This window comes from Nonomuraea sp. MTCD27, from assembly GCF_041950495.1.
Taxonomy (GTDB): Bacteria; Actinomycetota; Actinomycetes; order Streptosporangiales; family Streptosporangiaceae; genus Nonomuraea.
Genome location: NZ_JBGNUW010000004.1, coordinates 529,859 through 555,370, shown reverse-complemented (window position 1 = coordinate 555,370; position 25,512 = coordinate 529,859). Strand labels below are relative to the sequence as shown.

General features: G+C 70.9%; 25 protein-coding genes. 11 read left to right on the top strand and 14 right to left on the bottom strand.

What is annotated here, in order from left to right:
* Window positions 1-64: 64 nt before the first annotated feature.
* The 5 genes from ACBJ59_RS14840 to ACBJ59_RS14820 are packed head-to-tail and all read left to right on the top strand — an operon-like array spanning window position 65 to window position 7,226.
* Window positions 65-1,108 (top strand): polyprenyl synthetase family protein, encoded by a 1,044-nt coding sequence (locus tag ACBJ59_RS14840; protein ID WP_375110731.1) that lies wholly within the window; start codon window positions 65-67, stop codon window positions 1,106-1,108.
* An 11-nt stretch (window positions 1,109-1,119) separates the two neighbouring features.
* Window positions 1,120-2,061: a 4-hydroxy-3-methylbut-2-enyl diphosphate reductase gene (locus ACBJ59_RS14835; RefSeq protein ID WP_375110730.1), complete on the top strand. Its 942-nt coding sequence runs from the start codon at window positions 1,120-1,122 to the stop codon at window positions 2,059-2,061.
* A gap of 25 nt (window positions 2,062-2,086) precedes the next feature.
* Window positions 2,087-3,496 carry a family 2B encapsulin nanocompartment shell protein gene (locus ACBJ59_RS14830; RefSeq protein WP_375110729.1) on the top strand — a complete coding sequence of 470 codons (1,410 nt, stop codon included), beginning with the start codon at window positions 2,087-2,089 and terminating at the stop codon, window positions 3,494-3,496.
* 48 nt (window positions 3,497-3,544) lie between these two features.
* On the top strand, window positions 3,545-4,963 hold the full coding sequence (locus ACBJ59_RS14825; protein WP_375110728.1) for a family 2B encapsulin nanocompartment shell protein: 1,419 nt from the start codon (window positions 3,545-3,547) through the stop codon (window positions 4,961-4,963).
* Window positions 4,964-4,985: 22 nt separating this feature from the next.
* Window positions 4,986-7,226 carry a germacradienol/geosmin synthase gene (locus tag ACBJ59_RS14820; protein ID WP_375110727.1) on the top strand — a complete coding sequence of 747 codons (2,241 nt, stop codon included), beginning with the start codon at window positions 4,986-4,988 and terminating at the stop codon, window positions 7,224-7,226.
* Here ACBJ59_RS14820 and ACBJ59_RS14815 read toward each other — a convergent pair.
* Entirely contained in the window at window positions 7,150-7,491 is a 342-nt protein-coding gene (locus ACBJ59_RS14815) for an STAS domain-containing protein (RefSeq protein ID WP_375110726.1), read from the bottom strand. The two genes, ACBJ59_RS14820 and ACBJ59_RS14815, sit on opposite strands and share 77 nt — an antisense overlap.
* Before the next feature lie 402 nt (window positions 7,492-7,893).
* Window positions 7,894-8,160 carry a hypothetical protein gene (locus ACBJ59_RS14810; protein ID WP_375110725.1) on the bottom strand — a complete coding sequence of 89 codons (267 nt, stop codon included), beginning with the start codon at window positions 8,158-8,160 and terminating at the stop codon, window positions 7,894-7,896.
* Window positions 8,161-8,662: 502 nt separating this feature from the next.
* On the opposite strand from ACBJ59_RS14810, the gene ACBJ59_RS14805 reads away from it, so the two are divergent.
* Window positions 8,663-9,121 carry a C40 family peptidase gene (locus ACBJ59_RS14805; protein ID WP_375110724.1) on the top strand — a complete coding sequence of 153 codons (459 nt, stop codon included), beginning with the start codon at window positions 8,663-8,665 and terminating at the stop codon, window positions 9,119-9,121.
* Window positions 9,122-9,338: 217 nt separating this feature from the next.
* Here ACBJ59_RS14805 and ACBJ59_RS14800 read toward each other — a convergent pair whose 3' ends face one another.
* The 3 genes from ACBJ59_RS14800 to ACBJ59_RS14790 all read right to left on the bottom strand — a co-directional run bounded on the left by ACBJ59_RS14800 (window position 9,339) and on the right by ACBJ59_RS14790 (window position 11,093).
* Window positions 9,339-9,605, bottom strand: coding sequence for a hypothetical protein (locus ACBJ59_RS14800; RefSeq protein WP_364114209.1), 267 nt, complete (start codon window positions 9,603-9,605; stop codon window positions 9,339-9,341).
* 427 nt (window positions 9,606-10,032) lie between these two features.
* Window positions 10,033-10,479 carry a MarR family winged helix-turn-helix transcriptional regulator gene (locus ACBJ59_RS14795; RefSeq protein WP_375110723.1) on the bottom strand — a complete coding sequence of 149 codons (447 nt, stop codon included), beginning with the start codon at window positions 10,477-10,479 and terminating at the stop codon, window positions 10,033-10,035.
* On the bottom strand, window positions 10,476-11,093 hold the full coding sequence (locus ACBJ59_RS14790) for a type 1 glutamine amidotransferase family protein (protein WP_375110722.1): 618 nt from the start codon (window positions 11,091-11,093) through the stop codon (window positions 10,476-10,478). The genes ACBJ59_RS14795 and ACBJ59_RS14790 overlap by 4 nt, the downstream gene beginning before the upstream one ends.
* A gap of 61 nt (window positions 11,094-11,154) precedes the next feature.
* Here ACBJ59_RS14790 and ACBJ59_RS14785 point away from each other — a divergent pair, with 61 nt between their 5' ends.
* Both ACBJ59_RS14785 and ACBJ59_RS14780 read left to right on the top strand, forming a co-directional pair.
* Complete coding sequence (locus tag ACBJ59_RS14785) at window positions 11,155-12,504, top strand: NERD domain-containing protein (RefSeq protein ID WP_375110721.1); 1,350 nt, start codon at window positions 11,155-11,157, stop codon at window positions 12,502-12,504.
* A 142-nt stretch (window positions 12,505-12,646) separates the two neighbouring features.
* Window positions 12,647-12,874: a GNAT family N-acetyltransferase gene (locus ACBJ59_RS14780; RefSeq protein WP_375110720.1), complete on the top strand. Its 228-nt coding sequence runs from the start codon at window positions 12,647-12,649 to the stop codon at window positions 12,872-12,874.
* On the opposite strand, the gene ACBJ59_RS14775 is transcribed toward ACBJ59_RS14780, so the two are convergent.
* Complete coding sequence (locus ACBJ59_RS14775; RefSeq protein WP_375110719.1) at window positions 12,835-15,561, bottom strand: BTAD domain-containing putative transcriptional regulator; 2,727 nt, start codon at window positions 15,559-15,561, stop codon at window positions 12,835-12,837. The two genes, ACBJ59_RS14780 and ACBJ59_RS14775, sit on opposite strands and share 40 nt — an antisense overlap.
* Window positions 15,562-15,673: 112 nt before the next feature.
* On the opposite strand from ACBJ59_RS14775, the gene ACBJ59_RS14770 reads away from it, so the two are divergent.
* Window positions 15,674-16,582, top strand: coding sequence for a M23 family metallopeptidase (locus tag ACBJ59_RS14770; protein WP_375110718.1), 909 nt, complete (start codon window positions 15,674-15,676; stop codon window positions 16,580-16,582).
* Window positions 16,583-16,632: 50 nt separating this feature from the next.
* Here the strand turns inward: ACBJ59_RS14770 and ACBJ59_RS14765 are convergent, their stop codons facing one another.
* Complete coding sequence (locus tag ACBJ59_RS14765) at window positions 16,633-17,436, bottom strand: FKBP-type peptidyl-prolyl cis-trans isomerase (protein ID WP_375110717.1); 804 nt, start codon at window positions 17,434-17,436, stop codon at window positions 16,633-16,635.
* 145 nt (window positions 17,437-17,581) lie between these two features.
* Between ACBJ59_RS14765 and ACBJ59_RS14760 the strand changes: the two genes are divergently transcribed.
* On the top strand, window positions 17,582-18,625 hold the full coding sequence (locus ACBJ59_RS14760) for a DUF2293 domain-containing protein (protein ID WP_375110716.1): 1,044 nt from the start codon (window positions 17,582-17,584) through the stop codon (window positions 18,623-18,625).
* Between the two features lie 10 nt (window positions 18,626-18,635).
* Window positions 18,636-19,007 carry an MmcQ/YjbR family DNA-binding protein gene (locus tag ACBJ59_RS14755; protein ID WP_375110715.1) on the top strand — a complete coding sequence of 124 codons (372 nt, stop codon included), beginning with the start codon at window positions 18,636-18,638 and terminating at the stop codon, window positions 19,005-19,007.
* On the opposite strand, the gene kynU is transcribed toward ACBJ59_RS14755, so the two are convergent.
* The 7 genes from kynU to ACBJ59_RS14720 are packed head-to-tail and all read right to left on the bottom strand — an operon-like array spanning window position 19,000 to window position 25,446.
* Window positions 19,000-20,196, bottom strand: a complete 1,197-nt coding sequence (gene kynU / locus ACBJ59_RS14750; protein WP_375110713.1) for a kynureninase — start codon at window positions 20,194-20,196, stop codon at window positions 19,000-19,002. The two genes, ACBJ59_RS14755 and kynU, sit on opposite strands and share 8 nt — an antisense overlap.
* A 2-nt stretch (window positions 20,197-20,198) precedes the next feature.
* The gene (locus ACBJ59_RS14745) at window positions 20,199-21,320 is read right to left on the bottom strand and encodes an ABC transporter substrate-binding protein (protein ID WP_375110712.1); all 1,122 of its coding nucleotides are present in this window, start codon (window positions 21,318-21,320) and stop codon (window positions 20,199-20,201) included.
* Window positions 21,321-21,333: 13 nt separating this feature from the next.
* Complete coding sequence (locus ACBJ59_RS14740) at window positions 21,334-22,302, bottom strand: amidohydrolase family protein (protein WP_375110710.1); 969 nt, start codon at window positions 22,300-22,302, stop codon at window positions 21,334-21,336.
* A gap of 10 nt (window positions 22,303-22,312) precedes the next feature.
* Window positions 22,313-22,828, bottom strand: a complete 516-nt coding sequence (locus ACBJ59_RS14735) for a 3-hydroxyanthranilate 3,4-dioxygenase (protein ID WP_375110709.1) — start codon at window positions 22,826-22,828, stop codon at window positions 22,313-22,315.
* Window positions 22,825-23,250, bottom strand: a complete 426-nt coding sequence (locus ACBJ59_RS14730) for a RidA family protein (RefSeq protein WP_375110708.1) — start codon at window positions 23,248-23,250, stop codon at window positions 22,825-22,827. Before ACBJ59_RS14730 ends, ACBJ59_RS14735 begins: the two co-directional genes overlap by 4 nt.
* Window positions 23,247-24,044 (bottom strand): fumarylacetoacetate hydrolase family protein, encoded by a 798-nt coding sequence (locus ACBJ59_RS14725; RefSeq protein ID WP_364114239.1) that lies wholly within the window; start codon window positions 24,042-24,044, stop codon window positions 23,247-23,249. Before ACBJ59_RS14725 ends, ACBJ59_RS14730 begins: the two co-directional genes overlap by 4 nt.
* Complete coding sequence (locus ACBJ59_RS14720) at window positions 24,037-25,446, bottom strand: aldehyde dehydrogenase family protein (protein ID WP_364114241.1); 1,410 nt, start codon at window positions 25,444-25,446, stop codon at window positions 24,037-24,039. The genes ACBJ59_RS14725 and ACBJ59_RS14720 overlap by 8 nt, the downstream gene beginning before the upstream one ends.
* Window positions 25,447-25,512: the final 66 nt, after the last annotated feature.

The window sequence follows — 25,512 nt, the reverse complement described above, 5'->3', positions numbered from 1 at the left end:
GCTCCGTATTCAATGAGTAACTATTGGTAGTGACGGACTGACAGAAGGAGCCGCGCGCATGCCGGTGAGCTTCACTCAGCACTCCCTTGGTTCAAGAATTGACCGGCGCCTGAGCGGTTTCCTGGAAACCTGGCGCACCCCGGTTTCCGACCCAGGTGTCGAAGCCGCCTACGGCCTGCTGGCCGACTTCATCCTCGGCGGCGGCAAGCGCGTGCGGCCGCAGCTGTGCTACTGGGGCTGGCGCGGCGCCGGTGGTGACGATTGCGAAGAGATCATCAGCGCGGCCGCGTCCCTTGAGCTGTGTCACGCGGGCCTGCTGATCCACGACGACATCATGGACGGCAGCGAGCTGCGCCGCGGCCAGGCCACCGTGCACCGGAACCTGGCGGGGCTGCACGACGGCCCGGGCGCGGAGGCGTTCGGGCGGGCGGGCGGCATCCTGCTCGGCACGCTCAGCCTGGCCTGGTCCGACGCGCTGCTGTCGTCGTGCGGGGTGGAACCGTCCCGGTTGCGGGCCGCGCACCACGTGTTCGACGCCATGCGGACCGAGGTCATCAGCGGCCAGTACCTCGACGTGCTCGCCCAGCTCCGCTCGGGCGCGACCGAGGCCGAGGCGCTGACGGTGATCCGCTACAAGAGCGCCAAGTACACCGTCGAGCGGCCGCTGCAGATCGGCGGCGCGCTGGCCGGCGCCTCGCCGGAGCTGCTGGACGCCTACTCGCGGTTCGGCGTGCCGCTCGGCGAGGCGTTCCAGCTGCGCGACGACGTGCTCGGCACGTTCGGCTCGTCGTCACAGACCGGCAAGTCGGCGCTGGACGACCTGCGGGAGGGCAAGCAGACGGTGATGTACGCGCACGCCGTCCAGCACGCCTCACCCGCCCAGCTCGGCCACCTCAGGACCTGGCACGGCAACCCCGCGCTGACCGAGGAGCGCGCCGCCGAGGTGCGGCAGATCCTGGTCGACACCGGGGCGCTGGCCAGGGTCGAGCAAATGATCGAAGAACGCGTGCGCGAGGCCGTGTCGGTCCTGGCCGAGGCGCAGATCAAGCCCGAGGCCGCCACCGTGCTGGCCCTGATGGCCGATCAGCTCGCGCACCGCATCAAGTAAGGAGATCCCCCATGGGACGGGTACTTCTCGCGGCTCCGCGCGGCTACTGCGCGGGCGTCGAACGCGCGATCATCACCGTGGAAGAGGCGCTGAGACGCTTCGGGCCACCCGTGTACGTGCGAAAGCAGATCGTGCACAACACCTTCGTCGTCGACGACCTCACCCGGCGCGGCGCCGTCTTCGTCGAGGAGCTCGACGAGGTCCCCGACGGCTCGCTGGTCGTCTTCTCGGCCCACGGCGTCTCGCCGGCGGTGAAGGGGGCGGCGGCACGGCGCGGGCTGCGGACGATCGACGCCACCTGCCCGCTGGTCACGAAGGTGCACAAAGAGGCCGTACGGATGGCCGAGGCCGGCTACGAGATCGTGCTGATCGGCCACGCCGAGCACGAGGAGGTCGAGGGCACGCTCGGCGAGGCCCCCGAACGCATCCACGTCATGGACCCGGCCAGGCCCGACGACCTGACGGCCGACGGCTCCCGGCCGATGAGCTGGCTGTCGCAGACCACGCTCGCCGTGGACGAGACCATGCGGGCGGTCACGGAGTTGCGCCGGCGCTTCCCCGACCTGGCCGACCCGCCCAGCGACGACATCTGCTACGCCAGCCAGAACCGCCAGGAGGCGATCACCAGGATCGCGCCCGAGTGCGAGCTGGTCATCGTGGTCGGCTCGGCCAACTCCTCCAACTCCCAGCGGCTGGTGGAGGTGGCGCTGAACGCGGGCGCGGACGCGGCCTACTTGGTCGACCGGGCCGCGCACGCCGAGGAGGAGTGGCTCGACGGGGTGCGGACCGTCGGCGTCAGCTCCGGCGCCTCCGTCCCCGAAGGGCTGGTCGTGGAATTACTCGACTGGCTCGCGAACCGCGGATACGCCGACGTGGAGCCGGTGACCCTGACCGAGGAGACCCTCACGTTCTCCCTGCCGCTCGAACTCCGATCGACCCGCAACCCCGGCTAGGCCCCGAGATTGGTGGTGCAGCACGATGACCGAAACGACTCATTCCTCCGCTCCCGAGAACGGCAACGGACAGCTCAGCCTCAGCACCGATGCCGCCAAACAACTCGCGACGACGACCAAGACGCCGCCGCAGATGCAGGAGATCACCTCCCGCTGGCTGCTGCGGCTGCTGCCCTGGGTGCAGTGCTCCGGCGGCGTGTTCAGGGTGAACCGGCGACTGACGTACACGCTGGGAGACGGCCGGATCACCTTCAGCAACACCGGTTCCGAGGCGCGGGTCATCCCGGCCGAGCTCACCGAGCTGCCCATGTTGCGCGGATTCGACGACATGGAGGTGCTCGAAGCGCTGGCGGGTCGCTTCACCCAGCGTGAGGTCGCGGCCAACGAGGAGATCGTCTCCGAGGGCGGCCCGGTGGACCGGCTCGTGCTGATCGTCCACGGCCGCGTGGCCAAGGTCGGGCGCGGCTCGTACGGTGACGAGCAGAACCTCGGCGTGCTGGCCGACGGTGACTATCTCGGCGAGCAGACCCTGATCGAGGGCGGCCAGTTCGAGTTCAGTGCCCGGGCCAAGACGGCCACCACCCTGCTCACGCTCTCCCGGCAGGACTTCGAGCAGCTCGCCGAGCAGGCTCCCGCGCTGCGCGAGCACGTGGAGCGCTGGCGGACGAGCGGCGACCACGACACGAACGACTACGGCGAGGCCGCGATCAACATGTCGGCCGGCCACGTCGGCGAGGCCGTGCTGCCCGGCACGTTCGTGGACTACGAGCTGAGCCCGCGCGAGTACGAGCTGAGCGTGGCCCAGACGGTCCTGCGCGTGCACAGCCGGGTCTCCGACCTGTACAACCAGCCGATGAGCCAGCTCGACCAGCAGCTCCGCCTCACGGTCGAGGCCCTGCGCGAGCGCCAGGAGAACGAGCTGATCAACAACAGGGAGTTCGGCCTGCTCCACAACGCCGACTTCAGCCAGCGCATCCGCACCCGCTCGGGCCCGCCCACCCCCGACGACCTCGACGACCTGCTGTCCACGGTCTGGAAGGAACCGTCGTTCTTCCTGGCGCACCCGCAGGCCATCGCCGCCTTCGGCCGGGAGTGCAGCAAGCGCGGCATCTACCCGCAGTCCAGCGAGGTCAGCGGGCATCGCGTGCCGGCCTGGCGGGGCGTGCCGATCTTCCCGTGCAACAAGATCCCGGTCTCCTCGACGCGGACGACGTCGTTCCTGCTCATGCGGACCGGCCAGGAGAACCAGGGCGTCGTCGGCCTGCACCAGACCGGCATCCCCGACGAGTACCAGCCGAGCCTGTCGGTCCGCTTCATGAGCATCAACGAGAAGGCCGTCATCTCCTACCTGGTCAGCGCCTACTACTCGGCCGCGGTCCTGGTGCCGGACGCGCTCGGCGTGCTGGAGGACGTCGAGCTCGGCAGGAACGGCTAGCCGGGCCCCCTACCTCGTCCGTCCGGTCCACAGAGATTGGTGGTGTTCATGTCAACGCAGCCCGACCAGGGCCCCGACCAGCGGCTGAGCCTCGACACCGCGGCGGCGCGCAATCTCGCCACGACGACCAAGACGCCCCCGCAGATGCGGGAGATCTCTCCCCGCTGGCTGCTGCGGGTGCTCCCGTGGGTGGACGTCACGGGCGGGGTCTACCGGGTGAACCGGCGGCTCACGTACGCGGTCGGCGGCGGCCGGGTGAGCTTCTCGAACACCGGGTCCCGCGTCCGGGTCGTCCCGCCGAGCCTGACCGAGCTGCCGCCGCTGCACGGGCTCGACGACGACCGCGTGCTCGACATCCTCGCGGGGCTGTTCGAGCAGCGGGAGTTCGAGCGCGGCGACACGATCGTGCGGGCCGGACGGCCGGCGGACGAGCTGGTCCTCATCGCGCGCGGCAAGGCGACCAAGCTCCAGGCGGGCCGGTACGGCGACCGCGTCGTCCTCGGCTCGCTGGCCGGCGGCGACCATGCCGGCTCCGACCGGGCTGGCTCCGACCGGGCCGGCTCCGATCTGCAAGCCGGGGGCGCGGTCTGGGAGTACACGCTGGAGGCCGGCACCGCGTGCACGGTGCTGGCCCTGCCGTGGGAGGAGTTCCACGCGGTGGCAAGCCAGTCGCCGGCGCTGCGCGAACACCTCGCCCGCCACCGCGCCCGGCGGGCCGCCCCGCAGAACAGGTGGGGCGAGGCCGAGATCGTCACGGCCGCCGGGCACCGGGGCGAGACCACGCTGCCCGGCACGTTCGCCGACTACGACCCCGGACCGCGCGAGTACGAGCTGAGCGTGTCGCAGACCGTGCTGCGCGTCCACACCCGGGTGTCGGACCTGTACAACCAGCCGATGGACCAGCAGGAGCAGCAGCTCCGGCTGACCATCCAGGCGGTGCGCGAGTCCCAGGAGCGCGAGCTGGTCAACAACCCCGACTTCGGGCTGCTGCACCAGGCCCACCCCGGGCAGCGCGTCTACACCCGTACCGGCCCGCCGGGTCCCGACGACCTGGACGAGCTGCTCTGCCGCAGGAAGAAGTCGCGCTTCTTCCTGGCCCACCCGCGCGCCATCGCCGCCTTCCACCGGGAGTGCAGCGCCAGGGGCGTCTATCCCGACAGCGCCGAGGTCGAGGGCTCCTGGGTGACCGCCTGGCGCGGGGTGCCCATCCTGCCCTGCGACAAGATCCCGATCACCCGGGCGGGCACCAGCTCGATCCTCGTCCTGCGTACGGGCGAGGAGGACCAGGGCGTCGTCGGGCTCTTCCAGAAGGGCGTCCCCGGCGAGCGGGAGCCGGGCCTCAGCGTGAAGTTCACCGGGATCGACGCGCGGGCCGTCGCGTCGTACCAGGTCAGCGCCTACTACTCGGTCGCGGTCCTGGTGCCGGACGCGCTCGGGGTGCTGGAGGACGTCGAGGTGGCGCGCTGACCGTCCACATGAAGGAGTGACGATGACCCAGCCGTTCGAACTGCCGGACTTCTACATGCCGTACCCGGCCCGGCTCAATCCCCATCTTGAAGAGGCTCGCGTGCACTCCAAACAGTGGGCGCGCGACATGGGCATGCTCGAAGGCTCGGGCGTATGGGAGGAGGCCGATCTCGACGCGCACGACTATCCGCTGATGTGCGCCTACACCCATCCCGACTGCGACGGCGCCGAGCTCAGCCTGATCACCGACTGGTACGTCTGGGTCTTCTTCTTCGACGACCACTTCCTGGAGGTCTTCAAGCGCACCGGCGACCTGGCGGGCGGCAAGAAATACCTCAACCGGCTGGCCCGGTTCATGCCGATGGGCGGGGACCTGGCCGTGCCGGAGCCGGCCAACCCGGTCGAGGCGGGGCTGGCCGACCTGTGGCCGCGTACGGTGCCGAGCATGTCGCCGGCCTGGCGGGCGCGCTTCGCGGAGAGCACCCGCAACCTGCTCGACGAGTCGCTCTGGGAGCTGGCCAACATCAACCGTGGCCGGGTGTCCAACCCGGTCGAGTACATCGAGATGCGGCGCAAGGTCGGCGGCGCGCCCTGGTCGGCCGGCCTGGTCGAGCACGCCGTGGGGGCCGAGGTGCCGGAGCGGATCGCGGCGTCACGGCCGATGCGGGTGCTGCGGGACTCCTTCTCCGACGCCGTGCACCTGCGCAACGACCTGTTCTCCTACCAGCGGGAGGTCGGGGACGAGGGCGAGCTGAGCAACGGCGTGCTGGTGCTGGAGCAGTTCCTGGGCTGTGACACGCAGGCGGCCGCCGACGCGGTCAACGACCTGCTGACCTCGCGGATGCAGCAGTTCGAGCACACGGCGGTCTTCGAGCTGGGGCCGCTGTTCGTGGAGCACGCCATCGACCCGCTCAGCGCGGCCGGGGTGCTGGCGTACGTCAAGGGGTTGCAGGACTGGCAGTCGGGCGGGCACGAGTGGCACATGCGCTCCAGCCGGTACATGAACGCGCGGGCCAGGGCGAGCCGGCCGCTGGGCATGTCGTCGATGGTCGACCTGCTGGGGGCCAAGCGGCTGCGCAACTTCGCGCACGTGCCGTACCGGCGGGTGGGGCCCTCGCAGATCCCCGACCTGTACGTGCCGTTCGAGCTCAGGCTGTCGCCGCACCTCGACGCCTCCCGGCGGGACACCGTGGCCTGGTGCCGCGCGATGGGCATGCTCGAGGCCCAGCCGGGAGTGTCCGGCTCGGCCGTGTGGGACGAGCAGAAGCTGATCGACAACGACCTGCCGCTGTGCGCGGCGGGCCTGCATCCCGACGCCACGCCCGAGGAGCTGAACCTGGCGTCGTTCTGGCTGGCGTGGGGCACGTACGGGGACGACTACTTCCCCGTCGTCTTCGGCCGGTCGCGCAACCTGGCGGCGGCCAGGGTGACGGTGGCCAGGTTCGGGGCGTTCATGCCGCTCGACGGCTCGGCCCCGCCACCACCGGCCAGCGCGCTCGAACGCGGGCTGGCCGACCTGTGGGCGCGCACGACCGCGCCGATGCCGCCCGCGGACCGGCGCAAGCTGCGCACGGCGGTCGAGCACATGTGCGAGGGCTGGTTGTGGGAGCTGGCCAACGAGATCGCCCACCACGTCCCCGACCCGGTGGACTACCTGGAGATGCGCCGGCTGACCTTCGGCTCCGAGCTGACGATGAGCCTGTGCCGGCTGCGGCACTCGAAGGGGATCCCGGAGGAGTTCTACGCCGGCGGCACGATGGTGGCGCTGGAGAACGCGATGATGGACGCCGGGCTGCTGGTCAACGACATCTTCTCGTACCAGAAGGAGATCGAGTTCGAGGGCGAGGTGCACAACTGCATCCTGGTGGTGCAGAGCTTCTTCGACTGCGACTACCCGACGGCGCTGGCCATCGTGAACGACCTGCTGGCCTCGCGGGTGCGGCAGTTCGAGCACATCGTGGACCACGAGCTGCCGATCGTCTGCGACGACTTCGGCCTCGACGCCGAGGCGCGGCGGGATCTCGACGCGTTCGTGGTGGAGCTGCACAACTGGCTGGTGGGCATCCTCAACTGGCACCGCGGCTGCTTCCGCTATGACGAGCCGTCGCTCCTGCGCCACAACCGGCCGCCGACGTGGCGGCTGGGCGGGCCGACCGGGTTCGGCACCTCGGCCGCGACCGTCAGCCCTACAGGGGCACGTGGTGGACCCTGGGCTGGTAGAACCACCCCATCATGCGCAGCAACCGCCGCTGGTACGGCGTGACGTTGTGCAGGCGGATCCAGCGCTCCGAAGGCGGCACCGTGGGCATGACGAGCACGCGCAGCCCGGAGACGTCGATGAAGGTCAGCTCGCCGGTGTCGACGACGATGTAGGTGCCCTGACGGCAACTCGCCAGGGCGCCGGCCAGCGCGGAGCTGTTGGTGGCGTCGATCTCACCGATCAGCGTGACGGCCGGAACCCCTGGCGCCGTCGCCACCGTGATCCTCAGCTGCTGGTCCTGATAGAGCAGCCGTTCCTGGACGCTCACGCTCCCCGCACCCCCCAACACGCGCTCTGGGGGTCGTCTTGCCGGACTGCCACTGGCAGGGGATGACCGCCTTGACCGCTGGCGATTAACCCGAATCCAGGCTACACGAGGTATGTAACGCTATGTAATTTTCGCCGTGAAATGACCGAATTACGGGGAAATCATGGCGGGCAGCGCTTTCCGAACAGGCCGGCCGTACCCGCGCCGGCTGCGGGCTTGACGAGCACCGGCCTGTTCGGAATCGCGATCTACCGTCGGTGGGGCTCGCCGCGCCCGCGCCCGGGCACGCGACCGGCCTCGAAGTCTCTCCGGCAAGGTGCCGCCACGAGGGGCCGTGGCTGCCGGAGCGCCTTCATGCCGGGCGTGCGGACGTGGGCCTGAGCCGCCGCCACCCGGGACGGATCAGTTGTTGTCGCCCGTGCCCTTCTCGTTGTTGAGCACATCGAGGTCGATGTCTTGCAGGTGCAGGGCCGTGAGAACGTCGATGTACTTCACCGAGTCGTTGAGGACGTCGTTGAGCACGGTCGCGTCGTCCAGGATGCTGAGCTGGCTCAGGATCTGCTTGTCTTTGTTGAACGCGTTGGGGCCGACGTCGGCCGAAGCGCTCGTGGCCGAGAACCCGAACAGGCAGCCCGCGATCGCTGCACCGGCAAGAACGCGACGCATCATTTCTGTACTTCTCCTTCGTCGGAATCGGCGCGGGATGCGCGTCATCGTAAATCACTCGCAAGGGCTGCGAGATTCCACGGGTAACAATCTCGCGGGCCGTCGACGGGTCGCAACCTGGCCGTGCTAAGTCAAAGTCAAATGCGCACCCCAATTCCTTGGCCGTAAATCACAACTAGTTCGGATATGTCCGAGTGGCCCTCATTTGTCCGGGGTGGCTTGCAGGGCAATTTTTCATCTTATGGCCATACGCGCGTACCGCATGGCCAAAGGGCGTTTTATCCGCATAGGGAAGGAGGAATGCTAGCGGAGGAACGACCTGGTGCGCGCCACGGCAGGGTTCGGCGCCAACGAGTCAGGGAGCGCTGAATATGCCATGAAAGGACTACGGGCGCTGCTGCTAATTGCGGTGGCGCACACGATTCCGGGCGGGCCGGTTCTGCCGGCCGCGGCGGCGGTCAATGGCTGTCCCACGCACATTTGCCGACCCCACTCGGCTCCGACCGTGCGGTCCGGGGCCGGGGCGATCGCGGTGCGGGCGGCGATGGAGATGATCGGCGTCCCGTACTCGTGGGGTGGCGGCGGGATCCGGGGGCCCGGGTTCGGGATCGGGAAAGGGGCCAAGGTCTGGGGGTTCGACTGCTCGGGGCTGACCGAGTACGCGTGGGCGCGGGCGGGGGTGCCGATCGGCTCGACCACGCAGGAGCAGTGGCGCTCGGGGATCAGGCTCACGAAGGAGCAGGTGGAGCCGGGGGACCTGGTCTTCTACGACAACGACCCGGGAAGCGCGGGGCCCGAGCACGTCGGGCTGGCGGTGGACGCGACCCGCATGGTGCACGCCCCGTACACGGGGCAGTTCGTCCGGGTGGATCCGCTCGACCGGCGGACCTTCATGGGAGTGGTACGGCCGACGGAGAGCGCGGCCAACCTCGATCCGCCGGTCGATTCGGCGGACGAGGTCTGAACGCGACCGCGCGGCCCAGGTCGTCCTGCAGTGATCGACCTGGGCCGCGCGGCGCTGAGAGCTCGGTGCGCACCAAGCCCGTGCCGTGGCTTCGCGAATTTCCACGGCCCGTACATCGGTACCTCAAGGCACCAGGAAGTCAATCTTGGCCGGGCGGGCCCCCGCCATTGCCCGGGAGCCGCCGATCAGCTTCCTGCCTACGCCACGTGAGGAGCCGTCAGTTGTTGTCGCCCGTGTCTTCCTCGTTGTTCAGGATGTCGGCGTCGATGTCGTTCAGGTGCAGCAGCGTGAGAATGTCGACGTACTTCACCGAGTCGTTGAGGACGTCGTTCAGTGCGGTCAGGTCGTCGAGGATGCTGAGCTGGCTCAGGATGCTCTGCCCGCTGTTGTTCGGGTTGGGGCCGACACTGGCCGAGGCCGCGGTGGCGGAGAAGCCCAGGGCGGCGGCCGCGATTGCTGCACCGGCCAGAATGCGACGGATCATGTTTGGTTTCCTCCATGGATCGGCGCGGAAAACCCGACGCCATAGTCGTTTGTGCAGGGCTGTGAGGTGCCGCCAATAACAATCGCGGCAGGCAGCGAGAACCGCAACTCAGAATGCCCTCATGAAGGTCAAGGAGGCGCCTCGATTTCTTGGCACTCGGTTTTCCCGCTCATCGACGGCGCTCGGTATATTGCGTGTACCGGCAGGCCGTCGAACGAGATTTGTTTTGGCCGCCCCCGAGAATGCCCGCGCAATCGTTCACCGCCGGTTAGGCAACGATCACCCGAAACTTGAGAATCTCCCGCACGCCGATCGGCGAATGGAGCCGGCGGCCGGACGGCATTGATCACCGGCCCTCATAGAAAACGACCATGAATTCCGGACGCCGGAGCTCGTCATCGCGGCCGGGGGTACGCCCCCGGGCGGGTCAGGAGGGGTCGCTCAGGTGGTCGAGGGCCGCCGAGAGCCGCTGGACGGCCTCCAGGCACTCGCGCGCCCCCTCGACCCCCAGCTTCCCCACCAGCCGGTCGGCGAACGCCTGGTGGGCGGGGACGATCTTGGCGATGGCCTCCCGCCCGGCCGCCGTGGGCTGGAGCAGCTTGGCCCGCCGGTGCGCCGGATTGGGCCGGTATTCGGCCAGCTCCCGCTCCACCAGCAGATCCGCGATCCGCTGCACCCCCTGCCGGGTCATCCCCATGGCCCGGGCGATGCCGGCGACGGGCAGCGGCTCGCGCAGGACGGCCCCGAGCACCTGCCACCACGCGGCCGTCATCCCCACCGGCCGCGCCAGACCCTCCGCCACGTGCAGGAACTGGCCGTAGAGCCGGAAGGAGCCCAGGGCCAGCCCGGACAGCAGGTCACCGCTCTCGCTCATGCCGCCATCAGCACCTCGTAGGCCGTGGCGTCGCTCCTGGAGAACAGCCGGAACCAGGCGTCCAGCACCTCGGGCCGGTAGACGTCGAGCCGCCGGAAGATCTCCCTGGCGAACGCCACCGGCTCCGTCGGCCCGGCCGTGACGAGGTCACCTCCGAGCACCGCGTCCCGGTCGAGGTAGTGCTTGGAGCCCGCGTATCCCGCCTGCGCCTCCAGATACTGCACCACGGCGCTGGTGTGGTCGCGGTCGTCCAGCAGCCCCTCGCGGGCCAGCCCGGCCGTGGCGCCGCAGATGGCCGCCACCGGCACCCCGGCGTCGAGGAACTCCCCGGCCTTGCGCGCGAACGGCGCCAGCTCCGCGCCCGCGTCCCACAGATCGGCCCCCGGCAGGATGAGCAGCGCGCTGTCGGCCGGGGAGAGCTCTTCGAGCGCGAGGTCCGGCGTGATCCGCAGGCCCCCCATGGTGACGATCGGATCGGTGGTCGGGCCGACGGTGACGATCTCGTAGCCGCCGGGCTCCCGCATGTAGCGCCCGTTGCGCAGGTGGGCGGTGGCGTGACCGGTTTCCCAGTCGGCGAGCGTGTCGTAAACGGCGTGGTGAACGATTCCCTTCATGACAGCATCTTGTCATTTCGACATCATGTTGTCAATCGATTCCCGTGCGAGGATAGGCGGCATGGCAGAGATCGTCGGCGGAGGACGTCCGGTCAACGACGCCGAACGGCGCGTGATCGCATATCTGCGAGACCACGCGCCCGCCGACTGGCTGCTGCTGCACAACGTCGAGGTCCCGCGCGGCCATGACGTCTTCGAGGTGGACCTGATCGTGCTGACCGGCCACTCGCTCGTGGTCGTCGACGTCAAGGGCACCCGGGGGCGCATCGAGGTGTCGGGCACGCGCTGGTTCCCGCCGCGCAGGGAGGCGTTCGGGTCTCCGGTGGCCAAGCTGCGGGGCACGGCGAAGGCGCTCAAGGGCCTGCTGGTCTCCAGGGCCACCCAGCTCGAACGCGTCTACGTCGACAGCCTGGTCGTGCTGACCTCGCCCGACGCCGAGCTGATCGACCCGGCCGGGCGCGACGCGGTCAACGTCGCCGACCTGCCCGGCCTGCTGGCCACGCTGAGCGACGTCTCGCGGGTCAGGCGCGGGTGCAGCCCCGACGCGAAGCCGTACATGACGGCGATCCTCGACGCACTCAACCAGACCGTGCGCCGCAGCACCGCCCCGCCCAGGTTCGGCAACTGGGAGGTGGAGGAGCAGCTCGGCGGCGACACCAAGGTCACCGAATATCGCGCGTTCAACGCCACGCTGCCGGGCAGCGAGACCGTGCTGCTGCGGGTCTACCAGGCCGACCCGCTGGCCGACCACACGGCGCGGGCGGCCGAGCGGCAGCGCATCGCCAACGCCTACCAGACGCTGGCCCGCATCCCGCCGCACCCGTGCGTGGTGCGCTCGCGCGACTTCTTCGCCATCGACGACGAGAGCCGCTTCGTGCTGGTGCTCGACGACGTGCACGGCGAGGCGCTGCACCTGGCGCTGGGCAAGGGCGCCCCGCTGGGCGTGATCCAGGACCTGATGCGCGGGCTGGCGCACGCGCACGCCAACGGCGTGGTCCACCGCGCGCTGACCCCGGCCGCCGTGCTCGTCACCGACGACGGGCGCGCGGTGCTGACGGGGTTCGACTACGCCAAGCCGGGGCCGCGCAACTACACCGTCGCCCACGAGCTGGGCAACGTGCTCGACGCCCACTACGTGGCGCCGGAGTGCCAGGAGCGGCCCGACCGCATGACGACCGCCTCCGACGTGTACGCGGCCGGGGTCATCGCCCACCAGCTCCTCACCGGCCTGCTCCCGACCAGCGCCGACGCCCAGGGCCCCGAGGTGCCCGAGGTGGTGCGCCGGATGCTCGACCACTCGCCGGCCAAGCGGCCCACGGCGGCCGAGGCGCTGCAGGCCCTGGAGAGCGCGCCGGCCGCCCCGGAGTCGAGGCTCAAACGGCTCGTACGCCGCATAGTGTCCCGCTCATGACGATCAACCTGCGCCCTGTGGAAGAGGACGACCTGCCCTTCGTCCACAGGCTCACCAGCGACCCGCACAGCACCGGCGAGTTCCAGTGGTACGGCTTCCAGAGCCCCCACCGCCTGCGCGACCGCTGGAGCAGCGGCTCCTCGTGCGCTACCTGTTCGACCACTCCACGGCCAACCGGATCGAGGCGTCCACCGAGCTCACGAACGTGGCCGAGCAGCGGGCGCTGGAGAAGGCCGGCTTCACCCGTGACGGAGTGCTCAGGGGCGCCGGGTTCCGGGCGGGTCAGTGGCGTGACGGCGTGCTCTACAGCGTGATCCGCTCCGACCTGGGTCAGAGGCTGGCGCGCAGGGCGCTGGCGTGCCGGAGATAGTCGAGCGCCAGCCCCGTGCGCCCGGCCGAGCGGTGCAGCTCCCCCAGGAGCTGGGTGGTGGACGCCTCGCCGCTGCGGTCCCCCAGCTCCTGGAAGATCTCCAGCGACCGTTCGAGCCCGGCCGAGGCCGGGGCCAGCTCGCCGCGGGCCGCCTGCAACCCGGCCAGGCTCTGCAGCGCGTACGCCCCGCAGTGCCGGTCCCCCAGCGACTCGAAGATCTCCAACGCGTGCCGGTGGAACGACATCGCCTGGTGCAGGTGGCCCATCTGGAGGCACACGCAGCCCTCCCGGTGGGCGTCCCCGAGCTCCTGGGCCAGCCGCATGGCCTGGCCGAGTGACTCCGACGCCTGCGCCAGGTCCCCCGACTTCAGGCACACGCGGCCGATGGCCTGGCGGGCGAAGGCCTCGCCGTGCCGGTCGCCGGTGGCCAGGAAGATCGCCAGGGCGTGCCGGAAGTGGCCGAGGGAGCGCGCGTGGCGGCCGCGGAACTGGCTGACCGCTCCGAGGCCGCAGATGGAGGTGGCTTCGGCCCTTCTGTCTCCTAATTCATGAAATATCCGGCGGGAGCGGGTGAAGCCCTCGGCGGACTCGTCGTACCGGTCCTGGTAGAGGCTCACCTGCGCCAGGCCCCTCAGCATGGCGGCCTCGCCGTACCTGTCGCCGGCCGCGCGGGCGGCGGCCAGGGCGGCGGCGTGTGTGCGCCGCCACGTCTCCAGGTGGCAGTGCAGGTCGAGGTAGGGCACCATCGCGGCGGCCAGCCCCCACGCGGACTCGGCCAGCCCGAGCCCGGCCGCCACCTCCACCGCCCCGGCCAGGGCCTCGTGCTCGGCCTCGAACCAGGTGACCGGGTCGGAGGCCAGCCGTTCGAGCGTGTGCTCGGGCAGCCGCCAGCGCGGCGCCCTGGCGGCGGTGAGGCTGAAGACGGTGGTAGGCAGCCGCGCCATGGCGTGCTCGGTGGTCGCGGTCCACGCCGCCAGCACCCGCCCGACCGCGTCCAGGCCGTCCCCGCGCTGCAGGGCGTGGCGGGCGATGAGGCCGGGCACCCGGTAGCGCGGCTGGCCCATCGGGTCGGTGCCGACCAGGTCCAGCAGGTTGACGTCCACCAGCAGGTCAGTGACGTCGTGTGCGCCGTGCCGGCCGAGGGCCGCGTCGACCACCCAGCCGGGCTGGGCGGGCGCGCCGAGCAGGCCCAGCGTGCCCAGAGTACGGGCGGCCTCCCGCGGCAGGCGCTCGTAGCCGTGGTCCAGGGTCGCCCGCACGTCCCGCAGCTCGCCCAGCCAGTCGTCCTCCAGCCGCTGCCGCAGCACCGACAGCGACCATCCGGGCCGCGCGGCCAGCCGCGTGCCCGCGTTCCGCACGGCCAGCGGGAGCCCGCCGCAGGCGGCCACGATGGCGCGGGCGGCCTCCCGCTCGCGCGCCACCCGCTCCGCGCCCGCGATCTGCCCGAGCAGCGACAGCGCCTCCTCGGGGGCCAGCTCGCCGAGCTGGATGCGGACCGCGCCGGGTAACTCGGCGATCCGGCGGCGGCTGGTGACGATCACCGCGCTGCCGGTGCCGGGCAGCAGCGGCCGTACCTGCCCGGCGTCGCGGGCGTCGTCGAGCAGCACCAGCATGGGCCGCTCGGCCAGCAGCGAGCGCAGCAGCGCCGAGCGCTCGGGCAGGGTCGGCGGCGCGGCGTCCACGCCGAGCGCCCTGAGCGCCTCGGCCAGCAGGCCGGCCGGCTCCCTGCCGCCCAGCTCCAGGTAGAGCTGCCCGGCCGGGTACGCCTCGCGCAGGGCGTGCGCCGCGTGCACGGCCAGCGCCGACTTGCCCGCCCCCGGCGGCCCGGAGATCACCGCGACGGCGAACGGCCGGCCCAGCTCGGCCACCGCGTCGGCCCGGCCGGTGAAGTCGGGCAGGTCGGGCGGGAGCTGGCGGGGCGCCGCCCGGAATACCCCGGCGGCGGTCCGGCGGCGCGGCGACGCCTCGCCCGCGCGGGTCGGGGCCTCGTCCGCCAGGATCAGCTCGTACGCGCCGCGCAGCCCGGCCCCAGGCTCGACCCCGAGCTCGTCCACGAACTGGTCGCGGACGCTTGCGTAGACCCGCAGGGCCTCGGCCTTCCTGCCGTCCTCGTGCAGGGTCAGCAGCAGGCGCCCCCACAGGTCCTCCCGGTAGGGGTGCTCGGCCAGCAGCCCGCGCAGCTCGGTGATGGCCCCGTCGCGGTCACCGCGCTCGATCCGCCGCTCGACCATCGCCTCGGCGGCGCGCAGGCGCAGCTGGTGCAGGGGTTCGAGGCGGCGGTCCCAGACGGGGCTGCCGGGCAGGTCGCACAGCGGCGCGCCACGCCACAGGGCCAGCGCCCCGGCGTGATCGCCCCGGTCGACCAGGTCCTCGAACGCCAGCAGATCGAGCGCGCCGCGGTCCACGTCGATCGCGTAGCCGCTGCCGTCGGCCCGCAGCCACTCGGGGCCCAGGTCAGTGCGGAGGTCGGAGCGGAGCGAGCTGACGTACGTACGCAGGTTGGCCTGGGCGGAGCGGGGCGGGCGGTGCGGCCAGAGCACCTCGGCCAGCCGGTCGGCGCCGACCACCCGCCCCGCGTCCAGCAGCAGCGTGGCCAGCAACAGTCGTGGCTTCCTGCCGGAGATCCGGACGGGACGCCCGTCGGAGCGGACCTCGAGTGGCCCGAGCACGTGGAAGGTGACCGTCATCCGCATCAGCTCCTCTACGGAGGCCTGACAGCTCTTTGTATCGGTTCTGGACGATTCTTGTGCGGCCTGTGCGGACCCTGGTCTCAGAGATCCCACGGGAAAGGATCACCTCATGAAGCTCAGCGGAGCAATGGTCGCGGGCCTCGCCTTGTTATTCGGTCTGGGTACGACCTCCGCCGCCGCGGCCGACCCGGAGCCGGAATCGCCGCAGGCGCAGATACTCGCAACGAACTTCCAGCTGCCGTTCCCCTGCGGCCAGAGCTGGACGGGCAACTCCAGCGCCAGCAGCGCGCACCAGTCGTGGGAGATCGACTTCAACCGGGGCAGCACCGCCGGCGCCGACCTCGGCGACCCCGTGGTGGCCGCCGCCTCGGGGACGGTGGCGATCTCGGCCCACCAGGGCTCGACCAACGGGTTCGGGAACCTCGTCAAGATCGACCACGGGGGCGGCTGGGCCACGTACTACGCCCATCTGAACGTCCGCTCGGTCAGCGCCGGCCAGGCCGTCTCGCAGGGCCAGCAGATCGGGACGGTCGGCAACACCAGCAAGCCGGGCAACAACATCTCGCCTCACCTCCACTACGAGGTACGGCTGGGAACCAGCTACCCGTCCAACATCCAGAAGGCCGTTTTCAACGGCGTCACGTTCGGGTACCCGCAGCAGACGCTGACCTCGAGGAACTGCGGCGGCTCGACCAACCCGTACACCCCGCAGGAGGTCTGCGGCTCGGGCTACAGCGTGATCGACTCGGCCGCGCTCGGCAGCGACGGCACCGTCTACCTGCTCTACAACAGCGGCAACGGCAACAACTGCGTCGCCACGCTGAAGTCGAGGTCCCTCGGCACGGCCACCGCCACCAGCGCCTACCTGGAGGTACAGGGCAGCACGAGGAAGACCGACTCGGGCAACTACGGCTACTACGCGGGACCGGTCATCGCCTCGGCGGCCGGCACGTGCGTCAGGTGGGGCGGCAAGGCCGGCGCGTCGGCCTACGACAGCCCGTTCGAGCACTGCGACTGACCTGACCCGAGCAGGCCGGGCGGAATTCCGCCCGGCCTGCTCGGCGGTGCCTATTCGGGAGTGATGGTGTCGAGCACGTCGATGACGTAGAGCATGGGCCGCTCCCCCGGGGACGGCACGGCCACCCGGCTGCCGACCCGCTGCCCGGCCAGCGCGTCCACCCAGGCGGCCGGCACGGCCCCCTCCTCCAGCGTGAACGCGCTGGGCCCGCCCCGCCGGTACGAGGAATCAACGACGGTCCTCGACGGCCAGGACGCGGCCACGTACTGGATGACCACCTTCGACCCCGCCACGACCTCCCGTCCCGACCCGTCGATGACGGTACGCGGCGGCGCGGCCGGCGTGAGGTCGGCCGGGATCACCGGCAGCGTGCGCCCGACGAGCCGCGCGTCCGGCGGGTAGCCGCCCAGGATGTCGAAGACGAACACCAGCGTGTCCGTCGGCGAGACGCCGGTCAGCGGCACGTTCGGGCCGAGGGCCTCGCCCGCCGAGCTGACCAGCATGACCCTGGTGCCCGCCGGCCGGCCGATGAGCGACTGCCGCCAGGTCTCCGACACCTGCCTGCCGTCGAAGACGACCGTGGTGGGCTGGTTGCCGTCGTAGGTGCTCATGTACGGCCGGTTGCCGGACCAGCGCCGGATGTCCACGTCGGCGAGCACCACGTCACCGGGCACCGTACGCCGCCCGCTGCCCACCGACAGCACCGTGATCCGCGGCATGCGCCCCGGCTGGCCCTTGGGTATGGAGACGATCGGCTTGCTGCCGAACCGCCCGGTGACGACGGGTTGCGTGCCCTCCTCGGCCAGGCCACACGACGTGGCGAGCATGAGGAGGGCAGGCCAGAACAGACGCACGATTTCCTCCCGGACCAGATCCGAAGGAGTTACTTGCCGCAAGTGCCAAAAGGAAAGCTTCGGGACGCGCCATCTCACGACAAACTTGTCCCGTGAGCGAGCGAGTCATCGGATGCGGCAGTCTGCTCTCGGGGGAGGAGTCGCTGTGAGCAAGCCCAACTTGGCGCGGCGGGTGGCGGAGGCGGCCGAGATCGCGCTGACCACCCGCAAATACGTGACGTTCATCGACGTCGTGACCGGCCTGCGCTGGCTGCACTCCAGGCACGTGGACACCTGGCGGCAGGGCCGGGCGGCCACGCTGGCCGAGCTGGCGGCGGTCGACGAGGAGCGCCTGGTCACCACGGCCGCCCTGCTGCGCGACTGGGCGCGCGCCAAGGGGCTCAGGCCGGTGGACACGCCCTACGTCGCCGGCACCCGCGACCGCCGCGAGCTGCGCTTCACCGCGCGGCACCCGCAGGAGCCGTTCCGGGTGCACTGGCTGTCCCCCGACCTCAGCGAGGCCAGGGTGCGGCGGCTCACCGAGACGCAGAGCAAGGCGCCCGACCTGGTGGCGGTGGCCCCGCTCGACGCCTGGACGTGCGCGTCCTGCGCCGACACCGGCCCCTACCTGATCATGGAGGACGACCGGCCCCACTGCCTGACCTGCGCGGACATGGACCACCTGGTGTTCCTGCCGGCCGGGAACGCGGCGCTCAGCCGCCGCGCCAAGCAGGAGAGCGGCCTGTCGGCCGTGGTCGTCCAGTACAACCGGCGGCGCAAGGTCTACCAGCGCCTGGGCCTGCTGGTGGAGGACGCCGCGCTGGCCGCCGCCGAGGACCGGTGCCTGGCCGACGAGGAGGTGCGCCTGCGCCGGCGCGAGCGCGACCGCGTACGCCGGGCGGAGCAGGACGTCGACTTCCAGGCCCGGATGGCCGCCGAGATCGCCCGGCTGTTCCCCGGCTGCCCCGAGCCGCGGGCGCGGGAGATCGCCGAGCACGCCGGCCAGCGCGGCAGCGGCCGGGTGGGCAGGTCGGCGGCGGCCAGAGCCCTCGACGAGAACGCGATCACCCTCGCCGTGATCGCCTCGATCCGGCACCTCGACACCGACTACGACCGCCTGCTGATGGCGGGCGTGCCCCGGATGGAGGCCCGGGAGCAGATCAGGGACCGCATCGAGCGCAAGCTCGATGAGTTCCGCGGGCCGCGCTAGTGTCGAAAACATGAGCGACTGGCACGACACACGGGAACAGCTCCGCGCGTTCGCACTCGGGCTGCCCGAGGCTCACGAGGACCACCCCTGGGGTGACACGGTCATCAAGGTCAACAAGAAGGTGTTCCTCTTCCTCGGCGTCGACGAGGAGACCGAGAAGTGGGGTCCCGCGTTCGGCGTGAAGCTGCTGTCGGAGGCCCACGGCCACGCGCTGACCGTCGAGGGCGCCCAGCCGAGCGGCTACGGCCTGGGCAAGGCGGGCTGGGTGACCGTGCCCTTCCTGTCGGCGCTGCCGGAGACCGAGATCCTGCTCGACTGGGTGGAGGAGAGCTACCGCGCGATCGCCCCCAAGCGCGCGATCAAGGAGCTCGACCTCAGGTGACGGCCAGCCGCGTGGCGTACCTCTCGTCCCGCCAGAGCTCCTTGTCCAGCACCTCCAGCAGCGTGGTGGCGGCGTCGTAGGTGTCGGCGTAGCCGATGTAGAGGGGCGCGAAGCCGAACCTGAGGATGTCGGGGGCGCGGAAGTCGCCGTGCACGCCCTGGTCGATCAGCGCCCGCATGACCGGGTAGCCGTCGGGGTGGCGCAGGCTCACCTGGCTGCCCCGCGCGGCGGGGTCGGCCGGTGAGGCCAGCTCCAGCCGGTCGCCGACCAGGTCGACGAAGAGCGAGGTCAGGGCCATGCTCTTGGCTCGCACCTGGTCCATCGGCACCCGCTCCCACACGTCGAGCGCCGCCTCCAGCGCCGCGAACGACAACACGTGCGGGGTGCTCACCGCGAAGCGCCTGATGCCCTCGGCGGGCCGGAAGCCGGTCTCGAACGCGAACGGCTCGGCGTGGCCGTGCCAGCCGGACAGCACGTTCTCGGCGGTGGCGTGGTGGCGGGGGTTCACGTAGAGGAACGCGGGCGCGCCCGGACCGGCGTTGAGGTACTTGTACGTGCAGCCGACCGCGAAGTCGGCCTCCGAGACGTCCACCTCCATGGCGCCCACGCTGTGGCACACGTCCCAGACGATCAGCGCCCCGGCCGCGTGCGCCTCGGCGGTGACCGACGGCACGTCGTGGCGGGCGCCGGTGCGGTAGTCCACCTCCGACAGCAGCACCACGGCGGCGTCGTCGAAGCGCCCCTCGGCCAGGTCGCGCAGCTCGTAACCGCCGCCGAGCAGTTTGGCCAGGCCCTGCACCATGTAGTGGTCGGTGGGGAAGTTCCGCACGTCGGAGACGATCACCCGGCGCTCCGGGCGCAGCCTCAGCGCCGCCGCCACCGCCTGGAAGATCGCGATCGAGGTCGCGTTGCCCACCACGACCTGCCCGGGGCCCGCGCCGATCAACGGGGCCAGCCGGTCGCCGGCGCTGAGCGGCTGCGCGTACCAGCCGGCGTGGTTCCAGCCTCCGACGAGCTGCCTGCCCCATTCGTCCTCGACGGTCCGCCGCACCCGCTCCGCGGTACGGCGGGGCAGCGCGCCCAGCGAGTTGCCGACGAGGTAGACGACCCCCTCGGGCAGGACGAACTCCTCCTTGAAGGCCCGCAGCGGATCCTCGGCGTCGAGGGCGAGGCACTGATCGCGATCCAAGTTCACTCCTGACGTGGGGGGATGGTGGCCAATACCCGGTTCACGCCATTCTGGTACTTCCGGACGTACCAGTTCTGCACCGGGTTGTGCCGCGCGTCCAGGCGGAACGTGCCGCGCGGCCCCGACAGCTCGCCCAGCTCCCCCAGCCGCCGCCCCAGATCGCCGCCCCTGGACAGCGCCGCGTCGATGAGGCGCATGGCGTCCCAGCTCTGCAGCGCCACCGCGGACGGGTTCTGGCCGGTCCTGGCCCGCCACCTGGCGACGAAGGCGGCGTTGTCCGGGTTGTCCAGCGCGGGCGAGTACATGCCGACGGTCGTGATGCCCTCGGCGTCCGGGCCGACGGCCCGCAGGACGTCCTCGTCCGTCAGGTTCATGCAGGCCAGCAGCTCGATCTTGGTGTCGTAGCCGAGCCGCTTGAACGCGGTGGTGAACGCGACCGCCTCGCCGCCGGCGTAGAAGGCGTACAGGAGCTTCGCCTCCGGCGGGATCTGCTCGAAGTACGGCTCCAGGTCGGTCAGCCGGCCGTACGGCGTCAGGATCTGCTTGAGCGGCTCGGCCCCGAAGCCCTCGGTGAAGCCCCTGAGCGTCTCGACGCCCGCCGAGTAGTCCGAGGCCATGACCACCACGCCCTGCCCGCCGTACCGCTCGGCGGCGTGGCGGCCGGCGGCGTGGCCGTGGTCGTGATTGGTGTAGGAGACGCGGAAGACGTTCGGGCCGGCCAGCTCGTCGGCGCCCGCGTTGGCGACCACCACCGGCGTACGGCCCGCCTGGCCGGCCACCGCCACGGCGACGGGCGAGGCGATCAGACCGGTGATCGCGTCCACGCCCTCCTCGTCGATGAGCTTCCTGGCCGCCTGCTGGCCCTGCTCCGGCGAGCCCCCGTCGTCGGCCACGACGAGCTCGGCCGGCCTGCCGCCCAGGCGCTCGCCGTGGTCGTCGAGATAGAGGCGCATGGCGGTCTCCATGTCGTCGCCGAGCACGGCGTACACGCCGGTTTGCGAGATGATCGCGCCGATCCTGACCGGGCGCTCGTCCTCATCGGGCGGCGGCACCGACCCGCCGCACCCGGCGGCCATCAGCACCGCCAGACCGACCGCGGGCAGCCCCAGCACGGGTACGCGCATGGGGTGGCTCCCTTCAGCCCAGGAACGCCTCGGCGTTGCCGGCGAGGAGCTTGGCGCGGGCCGCGCCGGACAGGAAGCCGGCGTTGCGGATCAGGTCACCCGAGGGTGACTCGCCCAGGGGATAGGGAAAGTCGCTGCCGAGCATCACATGGTCCTCCCCGAGGATGTCGACGAGCAGCCGCAGCGCGCGCTCGTCGAAGACGGCAGAGTCGACGCTGAACCTGCCGAGGTAGTGGGACGGCGGCCGTTCGGAGCCGCCGACCACGTCGTGCCTGCGGTGCCAGGCGTTCTCGACCCGGCCGAGCCAGAAGGCGAACGAGCCGCCGCCGTGCGCGAAGCAGATCCGCAACGTGTCCGGCACGCGGTCGAACACGCCGCCGAGGATCATCGCCAGGATGGACAGGTGGGTCTCCGCCGGCATGCCGACCAGCCACTGCGCCATCCAGCGCGCGACGCGCGGCCCCGTGGGCATGTCCCACGGGTGCACGAAGACGGGAACGTTCCGCCCGGCGCAGTGGCGCAGGAACTCCACGACCCCGGGGTCGTCGAGGTCGCGATCGCCGACGTGGTTGCCGATCTCCACGCCGCGGTGGCCGTTGTCCAGGCAGCGGTCGAGCTCCGCGCAGGCCAGCTCCGGGTCCTGCAGCGGCACCTGGCAGAACGGGATCAGCCGATCGCCGGCGCAGATCTCCAGGGCCAGGTCGTTGAAGACCTTCGCGATCCGTACGCCCTGCGCGGCCGGCCGGTCGTAGCCGAAGAAGACGGGCGTGGGCGAGACCACCTGCCGGTCCACGCCGTCCTTGTCCATCCGTTCCAGCCGGACCCGAGGATCCCAGCAGTCATCCTGAATTTTCCGGAATTGTCGGTCGTTGATGAGGATCGTCGCTTCGCGCTCCGACTCGATCCTCAGCCTGGGCGCCCCGGGCCAGCCCAGCTCGGGCCAGCCCTTGGGCACGTGGTGCGTGTGTACGTCAGTGACCATAGAGGACCATCTAGCCCTTGCCAGGGTGCAGCGCGCCGCATTGACCGCAGGTGCGGGCCTTCTCGTCGCCGTAGAACGCCTCGAAGACCGGCGGCAGGTCCTTGACGATGTCGCGGACCTGCAGCTCGACCTCGTGCACGAGGCCCCCGCACTCCATGCAGTACCACTGGAACTTCTCCAGCTCGCCCTCCGGCCGGATCCGCTCCACCACCAGTCCCACCGACCCGGCCTCGGGCCGCTGCGGGGAGTGCGGCACGCGCGGCGGCAGCAGCCACATCTGGCCCTCGCGGATGTGCACGGTCCCGGGGCCGTCCTCGGTGACGACGTTGACGTGCATGTTGCCGCGCACCTGGTAGAACAGCTCCTCGTACGGGTCCACGTGGAAGTCGGTCCTGGAGTTCGGCCCGCCGACCACCATCACGATGAAGTCGTTCGCCTTCTCGAAGACCACCTTGTTGCCGACCGGCGGCTTGAGCAGGTGGGCGTGCTCGTCGATCCACCTGGTGAAGTCAATGGGCGCAATCATGATCGCTCCTGCGGATGGTAGGCGACGGCTTGCATCTCGATGAGGAGATGGGGGTGCGGCAGCTGGTGCACCGCGACCGTGGTCCTGGTCGGCCCCTCCTCGTCGAAGAACTCGGCGTAGACCTCGTTGTATCCCCTGAAGTCGTTCATGTTCACCAGGTACGTGGTGATCTGCACCAGGTCGGCGAGCGAGCCGCCCGCCGCCTTGAGGATGTCGCCGACGTTCTCGATGACCGCTCTGGTCTGGGCGCGGATGTCCAGGTTCGTCGCCCCGTACTTGTCCACCTCCACGCCCACGAACGTGTCGTCGGGCCGCCGGCAGCTGGTGCCTGAGACGTACAGGAAGTCGCCGGCCCGTTTGACGTGCGGGAACCGCCCTCGGGGGGTGGCCTTGCCCGGCACCCGGATGGCCTTGGGCCTCACTTCCCGAACACCGCCCGCACGGAGCCGAGTCCCTCGATCCGCGCCTCGAACACGTCCTCGGGACCCACGGGCACCACCGGCCCCAGCGCACCGGTCAGCACCACGTCCCCGGCCCGCAGCGCGAAGTCGGTGCGGCCGAGCCGGGAGGCCAGCCAGACGGCGGCGTTGAGCGGGTTGCCCTGGCACCTCTCGCCGGCGCCGGTCGAGACCTCCTGCCCGCCGCGGCTCATCGTCATCCCGGCCGCGCGCAGGTCGAGCCCCGCCAGCGGCACGGGCGTGCAGCCCAGCACGAACGCGCCGCCCGAGGCGTTGTCCGCGATCGTGTCGGCCGCCGTGATGTCCCAGCCGGCGATCCGGGAGTCGGCGATCTCGATGGCGGGCAGCGCGAACTCCACCGCCCTGATCACGTCGGCCACCGTGAACGGCCCGCCCTCCAGGTCCCTGCCGAGCACCAGCGCGACCTCCGCCTCGGCACGGGGCTGCAGGAACCGCTCCACCGGGATCGGCAGCCCGTCGCCGTGGCACATGTCCGCGAAGAGCATGCCGAAGTCCGGCTGGTCGACGCCGAGCTGCTGCTGCACCACCGGGTTCGTGAGGCCGATCTTCCTGCCGACCAGCCGCCGCCCCGCGCCGAGCGCCCGCCTCGTGTTGATCTCCTGTACGGCGTACCCGTCGGCCGCCGTGCTGACCAGGTCCCTGATCGGTGCGCAGGGCTTGCCCGAGCGCGCCGCCTCCGCCAGCCGGTCGGCGGCCTGGGCGCGCGCGTCCACTGCCTGGGACCATTCGTCATGCATCGGGCTGCTCCAGTTTGATGGTGATCGTGGTGGGTTCGGAGTAGAAGTCGAGTGACCGGGTGCCGCCCTCCCGGCCGATGCCCGAGAGCTTCACCCCGCCGAACGGGGTCCGCAGATCGCGCAGATACCAGGTGTTGACCCAGACGAGCCCGGCCTCCAGGCGCTGGGCCACGCGGTGCGCGCGGTCGAGGTTGGTGGTCCACAGCGTGGCGGCCAGGCCGTAGTCGCTGCCGTTGGCCAGGTCGATCGCCTCGGCCTCGCTGTCGAAGGGGGCGACGTGGCACACGGGACCGAAGATCTCCTCCCTGTTGAACCTGGACCACTCCGACAAGCCTGTCACCACCGTCGGTTCCACGAAATACCCGGAATCGCGATGATCGCCGAATACAGGGACGCTGCCCCCCGTGAGCACCTTGGCTCCCTCCGAGCGGGCCAAGGCGTAGTAGGAGAGCACCTTGTCGCGATGTTCCGACGAGATCATCGGCTGGGGCTCCACCTCCTGGGCGCGAACGGCCAGCCGGGCGCAGAAGTCCTCGAAGATCGAGCGGTGGACGTACATCCGCTCGGTGCACAGGCAGACCTGGCCGCCGTTGGTGAAGACCGACTTCATGGTGCCCTCGACCGCCCGGTCGAGGTCGCAGTCCTCGAAGACCAGCCCGGCGTTCTTGCCGCCCAGCTCGAACGAGATCGGCTTGACCCGGTCGGCCGCCGTCTTCATGATCGCCGTGCCGGTGGCGGTGGACCCGGTGAACGTCACGGCGTCCACGCCCGGGTGCTCGACGAGCAGCTGGCCGGCCGGCCCGTGCCCGAAGATGATGTTGACCACGCCGGGCGGAAGCCCCGTCTCGGAGCAGATCTCGGCGAACACGGCGGCCGAGCCGGGCGTCTGCTCCGACGGCTTGACCACCACGGTGTTGCCCGCGACGAGGGCGGGCGCGAGCTTCCAGGTCATGAGCAGGAACGGCAGGTTCCACGGGACGATCACCGCGACCACGCCGTGCGGCCTGCGTACGGTGTAGCTGAGCGTCCCGGACAGGTGGAAGGCGTCGTCGGGACGCTGGGCGGCGATCTCGGCGAAGGCGCGGAAGTTCGCGATGCCGCGCGGGATGTCGAGCGTGCGCGTCTGGTCGAGCGGCTTGCCCGTGTCGGCGATCTCCGCCGCCACCAGGTCGTCGAACCGGGCCTCGATGCCCTCGGCCAGGCGCCGCATCCACCCGGCGCGCTCGCCGACGGGCATCCCCGCCCAGTCGCGCGCCGCCTCCCTGGCCGCGCGCACCGCCCGGTCGGCCACCTCGGGATCGGCCTCGTGGACCTGTCTGACCACCGCGCCCGTCACAGGGTCGTGGACGGGAAACGCCTTGCCCGCGGCCACCGGCTGGCCACCGATGAAATGGGTCAGCACAACAGTCTCCTCATCTCTCCCTCACTCCCCGGTATAGATCGCCGTGCGCTCCCTGGACAACAGGGT

Excerpts from the sequence above, each read along its gene's own strand:
- ACBJ59_RS14725 (WP_364114239.1), bottom strand. The coding sequence starts at position 24,044 with ATGCATGACGAATGGTCCCAGGCAGTGGACGCGCGCGCCCAGGCCGCC.
- ACBJ59_RS14735 (WP_375110709.1), bottom strand. The coding sequence starts at position 22,828 with ATGATTGCGCCCATTGACTTCACCAGGTGGATCGACGAGCACGCCCAC.
- ACBJ59_RS14835 (WP_375110730.1), top strand. The coding sequence starts at position 1,120 with ATGGGACGGGTACTTCTCGCGGCTCCGCGCGGCTACTGCGCGGGCGTC.
- ACBJ59_RS14795 (WP_375110723.1), bottom strand. The coding sequence starts at position 10,479 with ATGAGCGAGAGCGGTGACCTGCTGTCCGGGCTGGCCCTGGGCTCCTTC.
- ACBJ59_RS14830 (WP_375110729.1), top strand. The coding sequence starts at position 2,087 with ATGACCGAAACGACTCATTCCTCCGCTCCCGAGAACGGCAACGGACAG.
- ACBJ59_RS14800 (WP_364114209.1), bottom strand. The coding sequence starts at position 9,605 with ATGATCCGTCGCATTCTGGCCGGTGCAGCAATCGCGGCCGCCGCCCTG.
- ACBJ59_RS14740 (WP_375110710.1), bottom strand. The coding sequence starts at position 22,302 with ATGGTCACTGACGTACACACGCACCACGTGCCCAAGGGCTGGCCCGAG.
- ACBJ59_RS14790 (WP_375110722.1), bottom strand. The coding sequence starts at position 11,093 with ATGAAGGGAATCGTTCACCACGCCGTTTACGACACGCTCGCCGACTGG.
- ACBJ59_RS14745 (WP_375110712.1), bottom strand. The coding sequence starts at position 21,320 with ATGCGCGTACCCGTGCTGGGGCTGCCCGCGGTCGGTCTGGCGGTGCTG.
- ACBJ59_RS14785 (WP_375110721.1), top strand. The coding sequence starts at position 11,155 with ATGGCAGAGATCGTCGGCGGAGGACGTCCGGTCAACGACGCCGAACGG.
- ACBJ59_RS14775 (WP_375110719.1), bottom strand. The coding sequence starts at position 15,561 with ATGACGGTCACCTTCCACGTGCTCGGGCCACTCGAGGTCCGCTCCGAC.
- ACBJ59_RS14810 (WP_375110725.1), bottom strand. The coding sequence starts at position 8,160 with ATGATGCGTCGCGTTCTTGCCGGTGCAGCGATCGCGGGCTGCCTGTTC.
- ACBJ59_RS14825 (WP_375110728.1), top strand. The coding sequence starts at position 3,545 with ATGTCAACGCAGCCCGACCAGGGCCCCGACCAGCGGCTGAGCCTCGAC.
- ACBJ59_RS14755 (WP_375110715.1), top strand. The coding sequence starts at position 18,636 with ATGAGCGACTGGCACGACACACGGGAACAGCTCCGCGCGTTCGCACTC.
- ACBJ59_RS14770 (WP_375110718.1), top strand. The coding sequence starts at position 15,674 with ATGAAGCTCAGCGGAGCAATGGTCGCGGGCCTCGCCTTGTTATTCGGT.
- ACBJ59_RS14820 (WP_375110727.1), top strand. The coding sequence starts at position 4,986 with ATGACCCAGCCGTTCGAACTGCCGGACTTCTACATGCCGTACCCGGCC.